15 protein-coding genes are annotated in these 20,791 nt (G+C 54.0%); 8 read left to right on the top strand and 7 right to left on the bottom strand.

Annotated features, from left to right (window positions below):
- Window position 1: 1 nt before the first annotated feature.
- From E3E26_RS03360 to E3E26_RS03385, 6 genes are all read right to left on the bottom strand, one after another.
- On the bottom strand, window positions 2–1,129 hold the full coding sequence (locus E3E26_RS03360; protein ID WP_167899888.1) for an ABC transporter ATP-binding protein: 1,128 nt from the start codon (window positions 1,127–1,129) through the stop codon (window positions 2–4).
- A gap of 29 nt (window positions 1,130–1,158) precedes the next feature.
- Window positions 1,159–5,196, bottom strand: coding sequence for a glucodextranase DOMON-like domain-containing protein (locus E3E26_RS03365; protein WP_167899889.1), 4,038 nt, complete (start codon window positions 5,194–5,196; stop codon window positions 1,159–1,161).
- A gap of 9 nt (window positions 5,197–5,205) precedes the next feature.
- Window positions 5,206–6,456, bottom strand: a complete 1,251-nt coding sequence (locus E3E26_RS03370; protein ID WP_167899890.1) for an ABC transporter permease subunit — start codon at window positions 6,454–6,456, stop codon at window positions 5,206–5,208.
- Complete coding sequence (locus E3E26_RS03375; RefSeq protein ID WP_167899891.1) at window positions 6,453–7,352, bottom strand: carbohydrate ABC transporter permease; 900 nt, start codon at window positions 7,350–7,352, stop codon at window positions 6,453–6,455. The genes E3E26_RS03370 and E3E26_RS03375 overlap by 4 nt, the downstream gene beginning before the upstream one ends.
- A gap of 38 nt (window positions 7,353–7,390) precedes the next feature.
- Window positions 7,391–8,734, bottom strand: coding sequence for an extracellular solute-binding protein (locus E3E26_RS03380; RefSeq protein ID WP_167899892.1), 1,344 nt, complete (start codon window positions 8,732–8,734; stop codon window positions 7,391–7,393).
- 125 nt (window positions 8,735–8,859) lie between these two features.
- A complete protein-coding gene (locus E3E26_RS03385) occupies window positions 8,860–10,818 on the bottom strand; it encodes an alpha amylase N-terminal ig-like domain-containing protein (protein ID WP_167899893.1) in 1,959 nt (652 codons plus the stop codon).
- A 71-nt stretch (window positions 10,819–10,889) separates the two neighbouring features.
- Here E3E26_RS03385 and trmBL1 point away from each other — a divergent pair, with 71 nt between their 5' ends.
- The 7 genes from trmBL1 (at window position 10,890) to E3E26_RS03420 (ending at window position 19,022) form a co-directional block, all read left to right on the top strand.
- Window positions 10,890–11,912 carry an HTH-type sugar sensing transcriptional regulator TrmBL1 gene (trmBL1, locus tag E3E26_RS03390; protein ID WP_167899894.1) on the top strand — a complete coding sequence of 341 codons (1,023 nt, stop codon included), beginning with the start codon at window positions 10,890–10,892 and terminating at the stop codon, window positions 11,910–11,912.
- Window positions 11,913–12,178: 266 nt separating this feature from the next.
- Window positions 12,179–13,531 (top strand): ABC transporter substrate-binding protein, encoded by a 1,353-nt coding sequence (locus E3E26_RS03395; protein ID WP_206204308.1) that lies wholly within the window; start codon window positions 12,179–12,181, stop codon window positions 13,529–13,531.
- Between the two features lie 63 nt (window positions 13,532–13,594).
- Window positions 13,595–14,473 carry a trehalose/maltose ABC transporter permease MalF gene (malF, locus tag E3E26_RS03400; RefSeq protein ID WP_167899895.1) on the top strand — a complete coding sequence of 293 codons (879 nt, stop codon included), beginning with the start codon at window positions 13,595–13,597 and terminating at the stop codon, window positions 14,471–14,473.
- Window positions 14,470–15,306: a trehalose/maltose ABC transporter permease MalG gene (gene malG, locus E3E26_RS03405; protein ID WP_167894326.1), complete on the top strand. Its 837-nt coding sequence runs from the start codon at window positions 14,470–14,472 to the stop codon at window positions 15,304–15,306. The genes malF and malG overlap by 4 nt, the downstream gene beginning before the upstream one ends.
- Before the next feature lie 9 nt (window positions 15,307–15,315).
- Window positions 15,316–16,560, top strand: coding sequence for a trehalose synthase (gene treT / locus E3E26_RS03410; RefSeq protein WP_167899896.1), 1,245 nt, complete (start codon window positions 15,316–15,318; stop codon window positions 16,558–16,560).
- Between the two features lie 35 nt (window positions 16,561–16,595).
- Window positions 16,596–17,621, top strand: a complete 1,026-nt coding sequence (gene trmB, locus E3E26_RS03415) for an HTH-type sugar-sensing transcriptional regulator TrmB (RefSeq protein ID WP_167900142.1) — start codon at window positions 16,596–16,598, stop codon at window positions 17,619–17,621.
- 48 nt (window positions 17,622–17,669) lie between these two features.
- Complete coding sequence (locus E3E26_RS03420) at window positions 17,670–19,022, top strand: glycogen synthase (protein ID WP_167899897.1); 1,353 nt, start codon at window positions 17,670–17,672, stop codon at window positions 19,020–19,022.
- A 2-nt stretch (window positions 19,023–19,024) separates the two neighbouring features.
- Here E3E26_RS03420 and E3E26_RS03425 read toward each other — a convergent pair whose 3' ends face one another.
- The gene (locus E3E26_RS03425) at window positions 19,025–19,387 is read right to left on the bottom strand and encodes a ribonuclease P protein component 2 (RefSeq protein ID WP_167899898.1); all 363 of its coding nucleotides are present in this window, start codon (window positions 19,385–19,387) and stop codon (window positions 19,025–19,027) included.
- Window positions 19,388–19,469: 82 nt separating this feature from the next.
- Between E3E26_RS03425 and E3E26_RS03430 the strand changes: the two genes are divergently transcribed.
- Entirely contained in the window at window positions 19,470–20,552 is a 1,083-nt protein-coding gene (locus tag E3E26_RS03430; RefSeq protein ID WP_167900143.1) for a radical SAM protein, read from the top strand.
- Window positions 20,553–20,791 lie beyond the last annotated feature (239 nt).

Raw genomic sequence — 20,791 nt, forward strand, 5'->3', positions numbered from 1 at the left:
TTCAGAAAACGGCCGTTCCGCTTCCCTTGTCAAAGACGTGGACTTTCCTCATGTCGAAGACGACGTCTATCTCCTGGCCTTCCTTAACCTTGGATTCGGAGCGGAAGGCGCCCAGGAAGGTTACATCTCCGACGCGGAGGTGGACTATCTTCTCGCTTCCGAGGTTTTCGATGATATCAACCATTGCCCTGGTCATGTTTTCTCCAGGTATCTTGACCTGCGCGAACATTGCGTCGTAAATGTCTTCTGGGCGAATTCCGAAGATGACCTCCTTTCCGATCAGATTCTTTTCCCTGAGGACTTCGGCCTGGTCGTCGAGGAGTTTGAGCCTGAACTCCCCGAAGTCGGCCCAGACGCCCCTATCGTCCTCGATTATTGAAGCATCGATGAAGTTCATCGGTGGGCTGCCTATGAATCCTCCAACGAAGGTGTTTGCTGGCCTGTCATATACCTCGTCTGGCGTGCCGACCTGCTGGAGAACACCCTGGTTTATGACCGCAATCCTGTCTCCCATGGTCATTGCTTCGACCTGGTCGTGGGTGACGTATATCGTTGTGACTCCAAGCTGTCTCTGGAGTCTTTTGAGCTCGGCGCGCATTTTCACCCTAAGCTTCGCGTCGAGGTTGCTGAGCGGCTCGTCCATGAGGAAGACCTGGGGCTTTCTCACGATGGCCCTTCCGAGGGCTACCCTCTGCCTCTGACCGCCGCTTAACTCCCTTGGCTTCCTCTTGAGGAGTTCCGTAAGACCGAGCATCTCGGCGACTTCCCTTACACGCTGGTCTATCTCCTGCTTTGGAACTTTCCTAAGCTTGAGAGGGAAGGCCATGTTGTCGTAAACAGTCATATGCGGGTAGAGAGCGTAGCTCTGGAAGACCATGGCTATATCGCGGTCTTTTGGTGGAACGAAGACTCCTTTTTCCGGGTCGGCTACGAGTTTGTCGCCGATGTAGATTTGTCCCCTTGTGGGCTCCTCAAGGCCGGCTATCATTCTGAGTGTGGTTGTTTTTCCGCAACCGCTCGGGCCGAGGAGTATCATGAACTCGCCGTGTTTGATCTCCAGGTTCATGTCCTTGACGGCTGTGAAGTCCCCGAACTGCTTCCAAACTCCAATGAGCTTTACTTCGGCCATGGTATCACCTCAAAAAATTTGAAAGGGAGTCACTTTCTCCTCCTGAGCAGGAGCGGGGCTAGAGCCAGCCCGAAGAGCAGTGCTGGGCCGCAGATTCCTCCCTCCTCGCCCGGAGTGGTGGTCGTGGTGGTTTCACTGCTGCTTGTGGTTGTTGTAGTCTCCTGCGGCGTTGTTGTGGTCTCGCTTGGGGTGGTCGTCGTTTCGGTCGGAGTCTCTGTGGGTGTCTCGGTGGGGGTTACTTCCTCACCACCGGTTCCCTCAATGAGCGGTATCATGAGCACTGTCGCGAGTGTCTTCTTCTCAAGGTCGTAGGAGCTGAGTTGCTCTTCCTGGGTTGGTTTGAACCCTTCTGGGACGAGCTCGTCAACAACTCTCGGAGCGAGGTTGTCTATGACAGCGTTCGGATCAGCTCCTCCGAGTTTCCACTGCTCGGCTTCAACGGCTACTGGCCTCCACTTGTCCGGACCGTAGCCGTCCTGAGAGCCTACGAGCACTGCAGTGTAGAGCCCGTAGTCGGTGATGCTCAGGTACTTCTTGGGAACCTTGACTATTATGGCGTTCTTAACTGGGTCAGCGCTTATCTGCATCTCGCCCTGGTAAACGGTTCCGTCGGGCAGGACTATCAGGTTTCCGTAGTCCCAGCCCGCTATTCTAAGCGCCAGATCCCACGGGTGTCCCGGATCGAGCTGGACGTTGCTTCCTGGGCCATCGGGGAACATCTTGATGGCGCTGGTGTTTCCTCCGTTGGTGAAGTCGAAGTAGACCTCGATGATCTGGAGGCTGAAGCCGTTTGGTCCGTTCCACGGGTTGCCGCCGAGGTCCTTGAAGTAGAACTCCAGCGTCCAGGCGTCGTCGCCCTCTATCATCTTGAACTTGAGCAGGTCGAGGTGTCCCGGCACAAAGACCTTGTCGGTCGGGTAGGTGTAGGTTCCCGGGCCGTGGTCGTCACCCTCTGGATCGAGCACGGTTATGCCCTGCTTAAGGAGCGGAATGGCCTTAACGGTGGCGAGCTTTATCTCGTTGGCATCGTAGGAGCTGAGCTGCTCCTCCTGGGTTGGTTTGAACCCTTCTGGGACGAGCTCGTCCATGACCCTTGGTGCCACGTTGTTGATTACCGCCTGCGGGTCAGCTCCTCCGAGTTTCCACTGCTCGGCTTCAACGGCTACTGGCCTCCACTTGTCCGGACCGTAGCCGTCCTGAGAGCCTACGAGGACGTCTCCCCAGAGGCCGTAGTCCTCGTTTATCTGGATGTACTTCTTGGGTATCTTGACGATGACGGCGTTCTTAACTGGATCGGCGCTTATCTGCATCTCACCCTGGTAGACAGTTCCGTTCGGCAGGACTATGAGGTTACCGTAGTCCCAGCCGGCTATCCTCAACGCCACGTCCCACGGGTGCTCCGGGTCGAGATTGACGTTTGCTCCCGGCCCGTCCGGGAACATCTTAATCGCAGTGCTGTTTCCTCCCTCTTTGAAGTCGAAGTAGACTTCAATGATCTGCAGGCTGAAGCCGTTTGGCCCATTCCAGGGATTGCCGCCGAGCTCCTTGAAGTAGAACTCCATTACATAGCTGTCGGTCTGCTCGAGCATTCTGAACCTGAGCAGGTCGAAGGCGCCCTCCACGAACACCTTGTCAGTCGGGTAGGTATAGGTTCCTGGACCGTAGTCATCGCCCTCGGGGTCGGTGATGTCCACGAGGGTTACTCCCTTGACCTCCGTGGGGAGCTTCAGCTCAATCGGAGTGGTTATAACCTCAAGCTCTCCGTCCTTAACTGTGGAGACCGCGAAGTAAAAGTCCTCAGGGGTCTTGATGTATTCGAAGGGAACGATGATCTCCACTCCGCCGTTTACCTGCTTAACGACAGCATCGCCGAGCTTCTCGTAGTTCTCGTAGTCAGTGGCGCCGTATATCTCGGCCGCTCCATTATTGTAGACGAGGTGCTTGGTTATCATCAGCCCGACGCTGTCCTTTGAGAACGGGAACATCGAGTACCTGAGCTCAGTCGGCCTATCCTGGAGGATCGTGAAGGTGTTGCCAACGCGCTCGCCCTTCTCGTATATGCTTATCTCGAACTCGCTGAGCTCTCCCTTAACTATGAAGTGAATTCCATCGCCGTCGAAGTAGACGCTTACACCTTCAGCGACGGGGGACATGCTCGAGTAGTTCTTGACCTGGCCCTCCCCGAGGCCGTCGAGGGCTCTAACTGTGTAGGGCTCTCCATCGGGGAGGAAGTTTCCATAGAGGTAGCTCGGTGGTTCGAGGCCAGCTAACCTGTACATCTCGTAGAGGTAGGTCTTGAGGTAGCGGTCGAAGGTGTAGTCTTGCCCGCTGCTCTGGTCGCTTCCGTACCACCAGAACCAGTCGCTGGCCTCAGCGCGAAGGAGGTACTCATAGGCTTTCTCCCAGTCGGCCTGGCTCATTTCATCCTTGTGCTCCATAAGGGCCTTTCTCGCCAAGTAGAGCCAGTACCAGCCGTAGTTCTCCTGGGGCTCGCCTATCCACGTTGAGAGGGTTCCATCAATCCAGCTCGACTCAGGCCACTGCATTTCTTCCTTAACGCCCACCATGTCGTAGAGCTCTCCGAGGCTTTGGGCCTTCGTGAGAGCCTCAACGTTGTCCCCGGTCAGGTCAAGGCGCTCCATCATCTGGGGCGTGAGCTTGTTTGCCTGGTCTCCGTAGAGCTGGATGTACTCGCTCGGGGTGAGGGTTCTTATGAGTCCCTGCTCCTGGAGCTCGGTGAGCCTCTTATAGAGCGTCTCAAGGAAGAGCTTGCCGTCGTATGGGTAGTGCTCCCACGGGTTCTCTCCGTCGAGGGTTATGACGTAGACGAGAGAGCCATCGTAGTTCTGCTTCTGGAGCTTGAGGAGCTCGTTTATGAAGTCCTCAACGGCATCGTACTGGTTCATTCCACCGTAGGTAAATCCAACGCGGTCGCTCAGCGCGTGGTCCCTCGGGAAGAGGTATATCTTCTTTCCGTCGAACTCGGCCACCCAGGGCTTGTAATAGTTCTCGACGGTTCCCTCTATGCCGAGCTTCTGGAGCACGAGCTGGTCGGTCATGACCCAGGTCCAGCCGTTGTCGGCGAGTATCTCGAGGGTCTTGTCGTTGAGGGCGCTTTCAGCGGCCCATCCTCCAACCGGCTCAACCTGACCGCCGCCGAGGTACTCCTTGTAGAGCTCGTCGGCCTTCTTCACCTGGTCGTTGAAGTCGCTCTCCCAGCCGAAGTCGTTGAGGATTGGGCCTATCGGGTGGGCATAGGGGACGACGGTAACCTCCACGTTGCCGTTGCCGAGGAGGAGGTTAATGGCCTCGTGCTCCTCGAAGGTGTGGTTGAGGAGCCACATCTGGGCGTCCAGAACTGTCTTAACGTCTTCCCTCGTGTAGCCTCCTTCATCAACTTTATCGTAGAGGGCCTTCAGCTCTGGATGGCTCATTATGTAGCCGTAGTCTATCCAGGCGAGGTTGAACAGAACGGCAAGGTCTATGTAGTCCTGCTCAGTGAACTCGTTGGTAACGGCTATTTTCTGCTCCTCGAGCGGCAGGTTGGCATACTTGGCCTTGGCCTGCATCATCTTGTTCTTCAGCTCGGTGTAGCGGTCCCAGAAGTCCCTTATGGGGTTGCCGTTCGGGTCGGTTATCGGCTCACCGTTCCACGGAATCGTGTGGTCAAAGAACCCTCCCGGGGCCTGGAGCATGAACCACTTCTCGTCAACGGTGAGCGGCTCGCCGTTGGCTATCTTCTCGGTGATTATCTGGTAGTTGTCCTTAGCGCCGTTCATATAGTCAGCCAGCTGGGCTATGAGCGAGCCCGAGAGGTCTATGGTAGCGTGAACCTCAGGATACTGGCTCAGGTAATAGGCCATCTTCCAGTAGTTGTTGGCCGCGTGGAGCCTGACCCACGGCCTCGTGTAGATGTCCTGTATCGGGTCGTAGTAGTAGGGCTGGTGCTGGTGCCAGACTATTATCACGTTCAGTGGCTTGGGCTCTTCAGCCGTTACACTCGGCTGAACTGCCAGGAGGCTTCCGAGCATTAAAAAGGCCACAAACAGGGAAAGGACCTTTCTCATATTATCACCTCACTCCTTTAAACCTCCAAGGGTTAGACCGCTCCTTATGTAGTTCTGAGCGAGCATGAACATCACGAACACTGGCAGCGCGAAGAGCAGCGCCGCTGCCGCGAAGTAGCTCCAGTCTATTCCCCTGCCGATGCCGCCCATGAGGAGGTAGATCCACACCGAGAGTGGCTGGTTCTTCTCCGTCAGGAGCAGGCTCGCGAGTATGAACTCCGTCCAGCCGCCGATGAAGGCGAATATTGCCACTGTGGCTATTCCTGGCAGGGCCATCGGCAGGAGGACGTACCTTATAATCTGCAGGTAGCTTGCACCATCGACTAAAGCAGCTTCGTCGAAGTCTGGACTTATTGAATCTATGTATCCCTTGAGCAGCCATGTGTTGAAGGGAACGCTTCCTGCCGCGTAGATGAAAGACAGCACTGGGAGCTTGTCGTATAGGCCGAGCTTCACCACCATACCATAAAGGGCTATCAATCCGGCTATGCCGAGACCTCCTGCAACCTGCGTGAACATCAGGTAGAAGTACAGAATGTGATCCCTGCCGAAGAACTGCATCCTTGAGAATGCGTAGGCCGCTGGAACGACGAAGATCAGTGACAGGAGGACTGTCAGCGTGGCCAGCAGGAGGCTGTTCTTCAGGTAGCCGAAGAACACCGAGTTGACGAATTTGCCTACCATTGTAAACTCGGCATTACCTGTGTTTCTGATCACGACGTACTTCTCCATCGGGCCGGAAACTGAAACGCCGTTGACATCACCGCTCGTCAGCTCAACCTCCCTGACTATTCCGAATCCTATGCTGCCATCATCGTTCATCCTGGTGAGGACAAACAGTCCCTTTATCTCTCCCTTGAGCGTCCCCTGAACGTTCTCTGTCGTGGAAACGTCGAAGATGATGCCAGAGACGGGTATTTCAAACTTCAGTCCTGTGAAGGGTCCATACTTGATGGCTCCTGTTATCTTTCCATCAGTGAGATAGAGCTTGCCGTCCTCGATTTTGGCCTGTCCTTCAATGGTTCCAGTGAAGTTTTTGCTTATCTTGCTTCCTTTGAATCCGAAGAGCACTTCCCTGTAGGCATCGAGCGTAACGTTCCTTGGTATGAGCTCGATTTTTGTTGTTGCGAGCGTTGCGGCTGGTTTTATCGACACGGTGAATATATAGTACACTGGGAAGAGGATGATAAACATTATGAAGATGGCCGCGAGGGTGAGGAGGAAGCTTTTGATTATCTCCTTTTTCTTTTGGCCCATCATCCCTTGGCACCCTCCTGGAGCTTGGTTATCCTAACGTTGACGTACATGTAAACCGCCAGCACGAGGGTCGCTATTATCATCACCGCCGCTGCCCTTCCGTAGTGGGGTGCTGCACCGAATGCCTTTCTGAAGCCGTAGAGCAGTATGAACTTGTCCTCGAAGAGGCCAGCGTTGTAAATGTATGGCACCATGAAGTACTGGAAGCTGGCTGCACTGGTGAGTATTGTGGCGAAGGCTATTGGCTTGCCGACTATCGGGAGAACGACGTGCCTGAGCCTCTGCCAGTAGTTGGCACCGTCTATTATTGCCGCTTCCACGAGCGTGTCCGGGACGGACTGAAGCGCCGCTGTGATGACGGTTATCATAAACGGATAGGCCAGCCAGACCTCGATTATGTTGAGAGCTACAAGGCCCCAGAAAGGATCGTTCGTCCAGTTGGGGAGGGTACTCACGCCGATCGATTTGAGAATCTGATTAATCGGACCAAAAACCGGATCAAACATAAACCTCCAAACGGTGACCGAGAAGAGGAGCGGTAGGGCCCATGGGATTATCAGGAGCGACCTGTAGACCATCTTGCCCTTGACGTATTTGCTGTTGTAGAGCAGGCTGAGGAAGGTTCCCACAAGAACCTTGAGGGTAACGCTCGTTGCGACGAATATCCACGTCCACATAAAGGCGCTCCTGAACTTCTCGTCGCTCAGTATCCACCTGAAGTTTTCGAGGCCGACGAATTTGAGCGGCTCAGTGTCAGGGGCCTGAATCGGAAAGTTACCGAGCTGGGCGTTGGTGAAGGCCAGGTAAATCGAGTAGATTATCGGCCACAGGTTGAAGAGCAGAAACGCCGCCATCCCTGGGAGAATGAGGAACAGAGCAATGGTGGTGATCTTCTTCATCCCAATCCCTCCAAAAAGGTAGGAAAAGGGAAAAGGCTTCAGCCTCCAATGTTATTCAGAATTTCCTGCTGGTACTTCTGGAGTATGGCGGGTATGTCAGCGGTGGCCGGGTCCTGGAGTATCTCGTTGATGGCTCCGTCAACACCGCCCCAGACGGCGCCCATCTTCGGGCTCTTCGGCATGAGGTAGGCGTGCTGGACGGCCTGACCGAAGCCGTAGATGACCGGATCTGCCTGAATCTCTGGGTCCTCAAGAACCGGCGAAAGAACCGGGATGTATCCGAGCTGGAGGGAGAGCTCCTTTATGACCTCTGGGCTGGTGGTGAACCACTTGACGAAGTACCAGGCGGCCTCCTTGTTCTTTATGCCCTTAGCGAAGTATATGTCCTTGACTCCACCGTAGGGCCTCGGCCAGTACTCCTTACCGTCTTTGATTATCGGCGGGAGTGGGACGACACCGAAGTTGATTCCAGCATCCTTGACGCTAGCGATGCTCCACGGACCGTTGACCATCATCGGAGCACGGCCCTCGAGGAAGATGCTCTGCTGGGTGTTGTAGTCAGCGGTCGGGGCCATATACGGCCAGACGTTCTGGAAGAAGAACTCGAAGCCCTCTATGGTCTCGGGCTGGTCGAGACCGGGCATCTCAGTCTGGTCGTCGAAGTAGTAGCCTCCAAAGGCCTGAGCCCAGGCAGAGATGAAGTAAGCGTTAACCGGGTAGGCTATGCCGTACTTATCGTTGTCCGGGTCGTAGTACTGCTCCATTATCGCCTTCATCTCGTCGAAGGTCTTGGGCGGCTCGCTTACCATATCCTTGTTGTAGATGATTGCAACGGTCTCAGCAGCGAAGGGCATGGCGTAGAAGTGGCCCTTGTACTGCATAGCATCCTGGGCCATCGGAGCGAACTGGTTAAGAATGTCGTCGGTAACGTAGTCGTCAATCGGCTCGAGAAGACCAGCATCGGCGAACTTTCCAATCCAGTCGTGGGCCCATATGAAGAGGTCCGGACCCTGGCCGGTCGGAATTGCGGCTTTGAGGGCACTCTCAAGATCCGGCTTCTGCTCGAAGACTATCTCAACGTTCGGGCACATGGCCATGTACTCTTCTGCGAGGCTCTGGAAGACCTCGAGCTCGTTCGGCTGCATGGCGTGCCATATGACTATTTTTCCACTGCCGCACTCAAGCTCCGGGGTAGTGGTCGTTTCAGTTGGGCTTGTGGTCGTTGTGGTTGTCGGGGTGGTTGTGGTCTCGCTCGGGGTGGTCGTTGGCTGGGTTGTGGTCGGGCTGGTGGTAGTCTCTTCTCCCCCACCTATGCAGCCGCTGGCCACGACGCTAAAAATCAAAACTGCAACCAAAAGTAGGGTAAACAGTCCTTTCTTCATAGCTTTATCACCCGCCTCGGTGTTGGGTGGTATAGTATCATCGTCAGTGATATATATACCTTGCGCTTCCCTGTTCAAGTTTACACGGTGTGTACAACATAGAACCCTGGTGAAAAAATGTGGCATCAGGTGGTTGAGGCGAGGACGACAAAGGACCAGGGTTCCAGCTTGAGGAACTGCACTCCATCCGCTGCAGGACGGTAAGCCTCGGGAATCTGAATGACTGTGGGAACGTCTGAGTAGTTTATCCCCACCAGAACTCCCTCGTCCCTGTAAACCCTCTCGTAGAGGAGCAGGCCGCCTTTGAACTTCAGTGGTCTGAATTCTCCCAGCTGTAATGCTCTGCTCTTCCTTCTCAGCCGTATCAGCGCTTTTGTCATCCCGAGTATCTCGGTGTTCCACGTCTCTTTCTTCCATCTCATTGGAGTCCTTGAGCTTTCCATCCCAGAAGCGCCTATTCCCCTCAGTCCTATTTCGTCACCGTAGAAAAGCGCTGGAATCCCCTTGTAGGTCATCAGGAAAGCGAGAGCGCAGAGGTATCTCCTCTCGTCACCGACGAGGTCGAGGAAGCGCTCAACGTCGTGGTTGTCGAGGAAGTTGTACATGGAGTATTCAGCGGGCCCATAATAGGTGCTCAGGAGCTCGAGCCAGTTGAGGAACTCTTCGGCACTTATCTCTCCACGCACGAAGAACCTTAGAATGGCCTCGTACAGGGGATAGTTCATCGTTCCGTGGAACTTGTCGAAGAGCCAGAGCCTTGCGTCGTCCATGACCTCGCCGACCAGATACGCGTCCTCAGGCATTTTCTCCCTGACCTCGCGCCACAGCTCTGGCGGGACGCCGTGGGCGACATCCAGCCGCCAGCCATCGGCACCCTCTTCGAGCCAATGTTTCATTACACTGACTATGAACTCCCTGACCTGTGGGTTGTCATGGTTCAGGCGGGGCATGAGCCACACCGAGAAGAAGTTCTCATAGTTCTGACGGACCTTCTTCAGCCTCTGGTACTTCCGCTCTGGTGGTTCGTTCGAGTTGAGAATCCGAAGGAAGTCCTCCGACACCACCGGGAACTTCAGGATTCTGTAGAAGTCTCGGTATCTGCTCTCTCTTCCATTCTTCACGACGTCCTGGAAATAGGGGTGGAAAAAGCTCGTGTGATGGAAGACGCCGTCGAGAATCAGTTTTATGTCCCTCCTTTTCAGCTCCCAAGCGAGCTCTCTGAAGGCCTCGTTACCTCCGAACTTCCGCGCGACCTTGAAGTAATCAACTATGTCGTAGCCATGGTAGGTCATGGACTCGAAGATTGGGGTCAGATAGAGCGCATTCACACCGAGCTCCTCAAGGTGACCGAGCCTCTTCACGATTCCGGCTAAATCGCCACCGTGGTGCCCCAGACCGGTTTCGATTATCCTTCCCAAGGGCTTTTTGATCATACCCCTCTCGAACCTGTCGGGCATTATCTGGTAGAACACCCGGTCGAATACCCATTTCGGAACTTGGAGCTCTTTAGGTTCGGCGGTGAAGTTGCCGTATTCGATTGTTCCCTCTCCCGTCTCTATCTCGAAGTGGTAGCTCAGCTCCCCAGTTCTTGGAAGAACGGCCTCGAAGTAGTCGAAAAGCTCGTCGCTTGCCTTCTTTCTCATCTCTATACGCTCATCGGCGATGAGGTACGTGGAGATTGCTTTCCCCTTCACAGCCCTCAACAGGACGTGGGTTCTGTCGGCAAAGGAGTACAAGTAAGCGAGTGCGGGTTCGTGATAGAAGTCATCCCCGGCGGATATTCTGGCAACGCTGGTTTCCCTCTTGAATTTGTATGAGAGCCGCCTGTAGGTTCTCTTCTCTGGATTCTCTGGGTCTGGAGTGTATTTTCCGTCAATTGAGAAGCCGTAGTACCAGACCCCCTCCGGCAGCTCGACCCTTATCCGCCACCTTCCTGCCTCTCTTCTCATCCGAAAGCTGCCTTCGTTAAAGGCGTTGAAGCTCCCGACGAGGTAGGCGTAGCTTCCCCTGGACGGGACTGAAAATTCAACCTTTGCGACCCGGCCAAAGTACTCGTTTGACTCGAATCCGAAAATTTTATACACCTTCCCCACCCAGGTATCACTAGTGATGATTAAACTAATGCTAGTGAACTTAAAAAGTTGGAGGTCTGGAAATGAAGGAAGAGGAAATTGTCGAAAAGCTCCAGAAGCTCGGCTTGACTAAGTACGAGAGCTTAGCTTACATAACCCTCCTCAAGCTTGGCCCCAGCAAGGCCACGGACATAACAAAGGAGAGTGGCATTCCTCACACGAGGGTGTATGACGTTCTGAGCTCCCTTCACAGAAAGGGATTCGTTGACGTAATGCACGGTGCCCCAAGGCTCTACAAGCCGGTCAATCCTGAAGTTGTCCTCGAGAAGATAAAGGAAGAATTCATCGAGGACATGGAGAACCTGAAGGCAGCCTTCCTCGAGCTCTACCGCCAGGTGCACGGGGAGGAACTGCCTGAGATATGGACGATTCAAGGCTTTGAGAACACCGTCGAGAGGGCAGAGTACGTCATCAGGACGGCCAAACACGAAGTTTTAATAAACACCCCATTCGATTTCCTTCGCCTTTTGAGGGACGAGATAAAGCGCCGGAAGGACATAATCTTCGTCATAATCAGCAACTTCGAGGAGATTCCGGAGTGGCTCAGCGGCGACAACATCATCCTGGCGAAAACCGGCGGCGCCCCCTGGCTCATGGCCAGCTGGATAATCGGGGACATCGACTACGCGCTCTTCTTCGGTGCTTTGCCGAGGGACAAGAGGCGCGAGAAGTTCTACTCCTTCTGGGCCAAGAGTCCAAAGATCATCCAGAACTACATGCACTGGTTCTACACCATCTACTTCGACAACAGCAAGATAATCAAGCCCCTGAACTACGATAAGCTCTCCAAACCGCTCTCGCTCGTCAACATCAGGACCCTAATAACCCTGCTGAAGTTCACAGAGCTCCCGAAGAGAGCCGAGATAGTCGGCAGGCTCGTTGAGACGAAGGAGCCCGTGACCCTTGACGGGGAAATAGTTGAGTACGAGTACACGCCGCTCATGGCCAACGTTACGGTTAAGGCCAGCGGCAAGGAATGGAAGGTTGGCGGAATCGGAAGCTACTTTGAGGACGTTGAGGGCGAGAAGTTCATCCTTCTGGAATGACGCCTGTCTCCCTCTTCTGCTTTAAATTATGTGATGTATACTTATGGTACAATTGTAATATAAACAATGTCTTTGATAGTTCCTAGTTTTTCCATATAACTTAAGGTTCAGAGAGTTGGGATGGTTTGCCCTTTTGGCAACCCTACAATCGGCGAATGCACTTGAACAGAGGAATTCTGCTATTGTTCGTCTGAGGATTCTAATGTCCACGTCAGTACCGCAAAGCATATATACTTTTAGTATACACAATTTTCGAGGTGCCTCACATGAGTATAGCATTGAGGAAGCCCCTCTGGGGGATAGTTCTGGTCGGTCTGGTGGTTTTCGGCGTTGTTGCCAGTGGGTGCGTTGGTGGGACTACCGAATCCACCACAGGCACACAGAGCACCAAGCTTGAAGGGAAGATTGTGTTCGCGGTCGGCGGTGCCCCAAACGAAATTGAGTACTGGAAACAGGTTATCGCCGAGTTTGAGAAGGCATATCCAGGGGTTACCGTTGAGCTCAAGAGGCAGGCTACGGATACGGATCAGAGGAGACTTGATCTAGTAAACGCGCTGAGGGCCAAGTCCAGCGACCCCGACGTTTTCCTGATGGACGTCGCCTGGCTCGGCCAGTTCATATCCTCGGGGTGGCTGGAACCCCTTGATTCCTACGTCCAGAAGGATAACTACGACCTCAGCGTTTTCTTCCAGAGCGTCGTCAATCTGGCTGACAAGCAGAACGGCAATCTCTGGGCGCTCCCTGTTTACGTTGATGCGGGTCTGCTGTACTACAGGGAGGACCTCCTCAAGAAGTACGGTTATGACAAGCCCCCCGAGACCTGGGATCAGCTCGTCGAGATGGCCCAGAAGATACAGCAGGGCGAGAGGAAGGACAACCCCAACTTCTGGGGTTTCGTGTGGCAGGGTAAGCAGTACGAAGGCCTCGTCTGTGACTTTGTTGAGTACGTATACAGCAACGGCGGCGAGCTTGGATACTTCAAGGATGGAAAGTGGGTTCCGACCCTGAACAAGCCTGAGAACGTTCAGGCCCTCCAGTTTATGGTGGACTTGATACACAAGTACAAGATATCGCCGCCGAGCACATACACCGAGATGACCGAAGAGCCGGTCAGGCTTACGTTCCAGCAGGGCAACGCCGTCTTTGAGAGGAACTGGCCGTACGCGTGGGGGCTCCACAACGCCAACGACTCCCCGGTCAGGGGCAAGGTCGGGATAGCCCCGCTTCCGCACTTCCCCGGACACAAGAGCGCTGCCACCCTGGGCGGATGGCACATAGGCATAAACAGGTATTCGGACAACAAAGAGCTCGCTTGGGCGTTCGTTAAGTTCGTTGAGAGCTATGAGCAGCAGAAGAACTTCGCCATAAAACTCGGCTGGAACCCCGGAAGAACCGATGTCTACAATGACCCCGATGTGCTGAAGGCCGCGCCTTACCTGAAGGACCTCAGGAGCGTCTTTGAGAACGCGGTTCCGAGGCCCATCGTTCCCTACTACCCGCAACTCAGCCAGATCATACAGAAGTACGTGAATGCAGCCCTTGCCGGCAGCATGAGTCCGCAGGAGGCCCTTGATGCGGCCCAGAAGGAGGCGGAGGAGCTGGTTAAGCAGTACGGTTGACAGCTCTCTCGTTTTCCTTTTCTTTTCGGGCAATCTACGACTTTCCACTACAGGGTGGTGCTGATGGGCGGAGTGAAGTACACCGAGGAGAAGTTTGCCTACGGCATGCTGTCCCCCATGCTGGCATTTGTGGTGCTTTTTATCATAGTGCCTGTCCTTGGAACCTTCTGGATAAGCTTACACCGGGATGTAACTTTTATTCAGGGTTTTAAATTCGTGGGGCTCAATAATTATATTACCGTGCTTGAAAAGAGAGATTTCTGGTACTCTCTCTTCGTCACCGTGTCCTTCTCGCTCGTGAGCGTGAGCCTGGAGACTTTACTCGGTCTGACTTTTGCCCTCATATTGAACGAACGTATAAGGGGAAGGGGAATTTTGAGGGCAATAGTGCTGATCCCCTGGGCCGTTCCCACGATAATATCTGCCAGAACGTGGGAGCTGATGTACAACTACAGCTACGGCCTCTTCAACTGGATACTGGGCGCAGTTGGGCTGAGCGGCGTTAACTGGCTCGGTACCCCTCTGAGCGCGTTTTTCGCGGTGGTTCTTGCGGACGTGTGGAAGACGACACCTTTCATGGCCCTTCTTCTCCTGGCGGGCCTTCAGGCTATACCTGCGGACACTTATGAGGCCGCCATAATCGACGGGGCCAGCATGTTCCAGAGGTTCAGGCACATAACTCTCCCGCTGCTTAAACCCGTTCTGATAGTTGCGGTTACCCTGAGGACGATAGATGCCCTGAGGGTGTTTGACATAATATACGTCCTCACCGGTGGAGGGCCGGGCGGGGCGACCACCTCTGTGTCCCTGATGGCGTTTAACTACTACAACCTCGGCGACTACGGCGTTGGCTCCGCTATCTCAATACTCACGTTCCTAACGGTTCTGAGCTTTACCGTGGTGTATCTAAGGGTAGGGAGGTTCCAGGAGGGATTGAAATGAACGAAAAATCCCTTAAAAATATCCTGCTGGCCATTGGGGCAGTCTTAATGGTATTGGTGTGTCTCTTCCCCTTCATCTGGATGATAATAATATCCTTCACAAAAGACGCCACCTTCTTGGGCTCCCCCTACGTCAGCTTTGAGTTCACACTGAGCAACTACAGGACGGTCCTGAGCGACCCGACCCTCCACTTCATGGACTATTTCAGGAACAGCCTTATCATAGCCACCGTCGTGACGGTGGTAACCGTCATGATATCAGCCTTTGGGGCATACGCGGTCTCAAGGATACGGTTCAGGGGCAGGCTCATAGTGCCAGTTTTTGTCCTGGGAGTCTCGATGTTCCCGCAGATAAGCCTCGTAGGATACCTGTTCAAGTTCATCGAAGAGCTTGGATGGATCAACACGTACAAGGCCCTGTTCTTTCCGTACGTGGCGTGGACACTGCCGCTGGCTCTCTGGATACTCCTCAGCTATTTTGCCCAGCTCCCCAAAGATCTCGATGAGGCCGCCCTAATAGATGGTGCGTCGAGGATTCAGACCCTTTATAAGGTCATACTGCCCTTGTCTGCTCCCGCCCTGTTTTCAACGGCTCTTCTGGTCTTCATAGCAGCCTTCAACGAGTTCATGTTTGCACTGCTCTTCACCACTGATTACCGGGCCAGGACGGTGCCCGTCGGCATAGCTCTGTTCCAGGGGGTTCACGGAGAGGTGCCGTGGGGCAACATCATGGCCGCCTCCGCAATCTCGACAATCCCGCTGGTCATACTGGCGCTCATCTTCCAGAAGTACATAGTCAGCGGGCTTACCGCTGGTGCCCTGAAAGGAGAGTGAGGTGGTAGCATGTTTGAGGTAACAGAATTTGGAGGGCAGGGAAAGAAGCTCCGGGACTACAAAGGAATAATCGGGGAGGACGCCCTGAACAGGATACTGGAGAAGGCCGAGCTGGTAAAAGGGGCGGCCTTTGCCAACGTGAACTCGACATCGTTTGGTGGAGGGGTTGCGGAGATACTCCACAACCTCATACCGCTCATGAGGGACGTCGGGGTGGACGCCAGATGGTTCGTCATTGAGGGTAGCGATGAGTTCTTTAACGTGACCAAGGGCTTTCACAACGCCCTCCAGGGGAACAGAGAGCTCCGGCTAACCGACGAGATGAAGCGCCTCTATATTGAGACCAATAGGAAGAACGCCCGCGACGTTGATCTAGGGGCCTTTGACTACGTGCTCATCCACGACCCCCAGCCGGCACCGCTGATCGAGTTCTATGACAAGAGACAGCCGTGGATATGGAGGTGCCACATAGACCTAAGCGACCCCAACATGGAGTTCTGGGAGTTCCTCAGGGGCTTCGTGGCGAAGTATGACGCGTACATATTCCACATGGAGGAATACGTGCGCGGGGACTTTGAGGGGAGCAAAGTCGTGATAATGCCCCCGTCAATTGACCCCCTGAGCGAAAAAAACATAAAGCTCAGCGAGACGGAAGTGCTTAAAACACTTGAAAGGTTCGACGTCGATCCAGAGAGGCCGATACTCACCCAGGTTGCCCGCTTTGACCCCTGGAAGGGAATCTTCGACGTCATCGACGTGTACCGGAAGGTCAAGGAGAAAGTCCCCGATGTCCAGCTGCTGCTGGTCGGCGTTATGGCCCACGACGACCCGGAGGGCTGGGTGTACTTCGAGAAGACGCTGAGAAAGATAGGCGAGGACTACGATGTGAAAGTCCTGACAAACCTCAACGGAGTCCATGCCAGGGAGGTTAACGCCTTCCAGAGGGCCAGCGATGTTGTCCTGCAGATGTCCATAAGGGAGGGCTTTGGGCTGACGGTCACGGAGGCCATGTGGAAGGAGAAGCCCGTGGTCGGAAGGGCCGTTGGGGGAATCCGGCTTCAGATAGTTGATGGTGAAACCGGTTTCCTCGTGAGGGACGTGGAGGAGGCCTCAGAAAAGGTGCTTTACCTCCTCAAACACCCCGAGGTCGCGGGGAGGATGGGTGCGCGGGCAAAAGAGCGGGTCAGAGAGAACTTCATCATAACAAGGCACCTTGAGAGGTACCTCGACATCCTAAACTCTTTTAGACCCTAGTTTAATTTTTTAGCTATACTGTGAAGGTGGTGGCAATGGAGATTCCGTCCCATCTCTCGCAGGCACTGAGCGAGATAGGCTTCACAAAGTATGAGGTCATGACGTACTGGACGCTCCTTGTCTACGGGCCCAGCACTGCGAGAGAGATATCCACAAAAAGCGGGGTGCCCTATAACAGGGTCTACGATACGGTGTCGTCCCTAAAGGCAAGGGGATTTGTCACTGAAATAGAGGGCAATCCCAAAGTCTACGCTGCTTACTCCCCCAGAATAGCGTTTCTCCGATTCAAGAAGGAACTCGAAACAATAGTGGAGCAGCTGGAGAAAGCACTGAATGATGTGAAGCGTGAGGATCACAGGCCTGCAATATGGAGAAGCAGGAGCCTCGACGAGGCCCTTGAAATGTTCCGGGAGGCCATTGATTCCGCTGAGAATGAGGTCATTGTCGTCATTCCCAGCGAGTTCTTTGGGCACGTGGAGGAAGACCTGGTGAGGACGTTTAAGCGGGGTGTGACCCTGTCGGTATACACCGACAAAATTCCGGAGCTCTCGAAGTTCCAAGGAAGAGGAAACCTGTTTGTGAGGGAGTTTTACAAGCTCAACCACATCATAGGGATGGTTGACGGAAAGGAGGTCATAGCGGTTCAGAACGTTGCTTTCAACTCAAGGAGTCCCCCAGCTTTCAGATCAACGTATCCTGAGATAATCTTCTCCCAGTACAGCCTCATAATAGAGATCTTCAAGGAGTCGTCACTGAGGGTGGAAGTTATCAACAATCCCGGGGATCTCCGGTTTTTTGCTATGTTCCATGCGGTTGATTTTGTCAGCAGATACCTGAAAGACAGGCATATTATGGCCACGATCAGGGGCAAACACATTGAAACGGGGAAAAACGAGACGATTAATGGGCTCGTGGTGGGGTATACATTTTCACTCAAGGAAGCTATTAACAACATCCATGTGGAGACGGAAGGGGGCATAGTAAAGATCGGAGGAATGTTTGCCGTTGTTGAGGATTATGAGAGCACCGACGTCAGGTTCACAGTGGGTGAGCCATCATAATTCCGGCATCCGAGATTATATTCGATTAAAACGTCTGGAGGTGTCTGGATGAGGATTTTGATACTGGGATTTGAGTACCTTCCCGTTAAGGTCGGAGGCCTAGCCGAGGCCGTAACCAGCATAGCCGAGGGCCTCTCGAATCTCGGCCATGAAGTGGCCGTTTTTACCCCGAGCCACGGAAAAGAACTTGGCGAGCCTTTCACATCCTTTAGGGTTTCAGCCTTTGGTAAGAGAGTGGAGGTGGCTGTAAAAAAGAGAGAGCAGAATGGTGTCGTGGTTTATTCTCTTGGCGGCGGTGTTCTTGACAGTTCTGACGTTTATGGCCCCGGCTGGGACGGCCTGCTGAGGAAGGCCGTTCTCTTCGGCAAGGCCAGTGTTGGACTCATGAACGAACTGGTAGGTGAGTTCAAGCCCGATGTCCTCCACGCTCACGACTGGCACACGGTCTTCGCGCTCGGTCTTCTCAGAAAATACTTTGGTTTGAGGAGCGTCTTCACCGTCCACAGGCTCAACAAGGCCAAGGTTCCAGCGCGCTACTTCCACGAGGCCAATCTCGATGAGCTCGTCCCCTATCCGGACATAGACCCCGAGCATACGGCCGCTTACATAGCCGACGCAGTAACGACCGTCAGTAGGAGCTACCTCCTGGAGGAATGGGACTTCTTCGGGCTCTTCGAGGGCAAAGTTACGCATGTCTTCAACGGTATAGACTGCTCCTTCTGGAACAAGGAGCTGATGGAGACAGGAGACCTTCCGAGGGAAGAGCGCAGGAGGAGGATTCTTGAGGATCTTGGATTAAGCGACGGAAAGACCTTTATGTTCATAGGGCGTTTTGATAAGGCACAGAAGGGTGTGGACACCCTGCTGTATGCGATAGAGCTCCTCTCCACGGACCCCTCTTTCAGTGAAATGAGGTTCATCATCATCGGCAAGGGGGATTCGGAGCTGGAAGCGTGGGCAAGGGCCATGGAAAACCGTTTCCCTGAGAACGTGAGGGCAATTACCAAACTTCTCAGCAGAGAGGTCGTTAGGGAGCTCTACGGTTCCGTGGACTTCGTTGTAATCCCGTCGTACTTCGAGCCTTTCGGTCTGGTTCAGCTCGAGGCGATGTGCCTTGGTGCCGTTCCAATAGCTTCCGCCGTTGGGGGATTAAAGGACACGATAATAGACCTCAGCAGCGATCCAGAGCGTGCGACGGGGATGCTCGTTCCTCCAAGGGACGCCTTTGCCCTGGCGAGGGCGATGATATGGGCCAAGGAGCTCGACGATGAGACCCTGGAGAAGCTCAGGGAGAACGGGAAAAAGCGGGCCAGGGAGGACTTCAGCTGGGAGAAAGCGTGCGAGCGATACGTGCAGGTTTACGAGGGAAGGGTTGACAAGGCAGTTTCATTCCTTCGCTGATTTTATTTCCACCCAAACTCACTCAGGAACTTTCTCTTCAGCCTCTTTATCGTCCCAGAAACACCGAGCGTCCTGAAAATCGCCTTAGAGCCGTTTATGTGAGTGACGAGCGTCAGGGCGAAGCGAAGCTCCTCCACGTGCTTTCTATCAACGCGCACTATACCAGTCTGGCTCTTCTCGTCGAACTTTATGAACCAGGGCTTGGCCCGAGCGGAGCCGAGCGTTCCGAGGGTCGAGAGGCTTGCCTCCCAGATGGCCCTCTTTATCTCGTCCTTTGTGAAGGTTCTCTCACCGATGACCTGAAAGGCAATATAGCGGTGCTTATCCCTTAGTGTCGGCGGCAGTGTCTTGGGTCTTTCCCTCATTCCAACACCTTCCCATTTTTGGCTACCAACCTTTTTAAGGCCTGCTCCTCTGGTTGTGTTAGCGAGAGCTGGAGGGATTTGGATGTGGGAGACCCCTTACTTTTCATACGCCGTGAGAGAACTGCCGAAGGGCTGCCAGATGTGCGTTAGAGGAGAGAAGCTCGTTCTCTTCACCACGGGCGCATGTCCGAGGGACTGCTTCTACTGCCCGCTGAGCCCTTGGAGGAGAGAGGACGTCGTTTACGCCAACGAGAGACCTGTTAAAAGGATAGATGACATCATTGAGGAGGCCAGAATTCAGGATGCAAGGGGAGCAGGGGTCACCGGTGGAGATCCGCTGGCGAGACTGGAGAGAACAGCTGAATATATTCGAGCCTTAAAGGAGCAGTTCGGGGAAAAGTTCCACATCCACCTCTACACGACCGGAGCTCTCACAACGAAAAAGGCACTTGAAAAGCTCTACAATGCTGGTTTAGATGAGATCCGCTTCCATCCGGACCTCTTCAACCCGAACTCAAGGCTCTTCAGGGTGGAGATTGAGAACATAAAGAACGCATTCGACTTCGACTGGGACGTTGGGGGAGAGGTTCCCGCCGTTCCTGGTCAGGGCGAGAGGATTAAGTGGTTCGCGGAGTTTTTGGACGGACTTGGAGCGAAGTTCCTCAACATCAACGAGCTGGAGTTCAGCGAGACCAATTTGAGGAACCTCTTGGACAGGGGATACCGGCCCATCAGCGACGAGAGTTCGGCGATTAAGGGAAGCTTAGAGCTTGGCCTCGAAATCCTCCGCTGGGGTGAGGAGAACACCTCACTGAGCTACCACCTCTGCACCGCCAAGCTCAAGGACGCGGTTCAGCTCAAGAACAGGCTGAAAAGGATGGCGAGAAACGTCGCTAAGCCTTACATGGAGATAACCGAGGACGGAACGCTTCGCTTTGGCATAGCAGAGTACGAGGACTTAGACGAGCTCTACGCTCTCCTCGTGGAGGAGGCCGAGGTTCCCGAGGAGTGGCTTTACGTAAACCGCGAGAAGGGCAGGATAGAGATGCCTGAGGAGGTCGCGGTCGAGCTGGCGGAAGCGATAGAGGGCGACGTCAGGTTCTTCATCGTCGAGGAATACCCAACCTGGGACAGGATAGAGGTCGAAAGGATGCCACTGCCTTGAGTTTTACTTTTTCAGGTTGCTGGTTCTGGGGGCGTAAGTAACTTACGGGGGCGTAAGTTACGAGGGTTTCGAGAGTTGTTTACCTAACTCTCTCAGAGAACTTCCTCTGGAAGAGTTTTCGGAACAAGCCCAAGCACTTCTGGATGAGATGGCTGGGGATTTTCTCAGGGGCATTTCTGAGGAAAGACAGAGAAACGCAAGGTTGAAGATAATCGTGGGAATTGCTGGTTTGACTGTCT

The organism is Thermococcus sp. LS1 (assembly GCF_012027395.1).
Taxonomy (GTDB): Archaea; Methanobacteriota_B; Thermococci; order Thermococcales; family Thermococcaceae; genus Thermococcus.

What these genes read in the sequence shown, in the direction of transcription:
- E3E26_RS03370 (WP_167899890.1), bottom strand. Translation starts at nt 6,456, where the DNA reads ATGATGGGCCAAAAGAAAAAGGAGATAATCAAAAGCTTCCTCCTCACC.
- E3E26_RS03430 (WP_167900143.1), top strand. Translation starts at nt 19,470, where the DNA reads ATGTGGGAGACCCCTTACTTTTCATACGCCGTGAGAGAACTGCCGAAG.
- trmBL1 (WP_167899894.1), top strand. Translation starts at nt 10,890, where the DNA reads ATGAAGGAAGAGGAAATTGTCGAAAAGCTCCAGAAGCTCGGCTTGACT.
- treT (WP_167899896.1), top strand. Translation starts at nt 15,316, where the DNA reads ATGTTTGAGGTAACAGAATTTGGAGGGCAGGGAAAGAAGCTCCGGGAC.
- E3E26_RS03375 (WP_167899891.1), bottom strand. Translation starts at nt 7,352, where the DNA reads ATGAAGAAGATCACCACCATTGCTCTGTTCCTCATTCTCCCAGGGATG.
- E3E26_RS03365 (WP_167899889.1), bottom strand. Translation starts at nt 5,196, where the DNA reads ATGAGAAAGGTCCTTTCCCTGTTTGTGGCCTTTTTAATGCTCGGAAGC.
- malF (WP_167899895.1), top strand. Translation starts at nt 13,595, where the DNA reads ATGGGCGGAGTGAAGTACACCGAGGAGAAGTTTGCCTACGGCATGCTG.
- E3E26_RS03425 (WP_167899898.1), bottom strand. Translation starts at nt 19,387, where the DNA reads ATGAGGGAAAGACCCAAGACACTGCCGCCGACACTAAGGGATAAGCAC.
- E3E26_RS03395 (WP_206204308.1), top strand. Translation starts at nt 12,179, where the DNA reads ATGAGTATAGCATTGAGGAAGCCCCTCTGGGGGATAGTTCTGGTCGGT.
- malG (WP_167894326.1), top strand. Translation starts at nt 14,470, where the DNA reads ATGAACGAAAAATCCCTTAAAAATATCCTGCTGGCCATTGGGGCAGTC.
- E3E26_RS03360 (WP_167899888.1), bottom strand. Translation starts at nt 1,129, where the DNA reads ATGGCCGAAGTAAAGCTCATTGGAGTTTGGAAGCAGTTCGGGGACTTC.
- E3E26_RS03380 (WP_167899892.1), bottom strand. Translation starts at nt 8,734, where the DNA reads ATGAAGAAAGGACTGTTTACCCTACTTTTGGTTGCAGTTTTGATTTTT.
- trmB (WP_167900142.1), top strand. Translation starts at nt 16,596, where the DNA reads ATGGAGATTCCGTCCCATCTCTCGCAGGCACTGAGCGAGATAGGCTTC.
- E3E26_RS03420 (WP_167899897.1), top strand. Translation starts at nt 17,670, where the DNA reads ATGAGGATTTTGATACTGGGATTTGAGTACCTTCCCGTTAAGGTCGGA.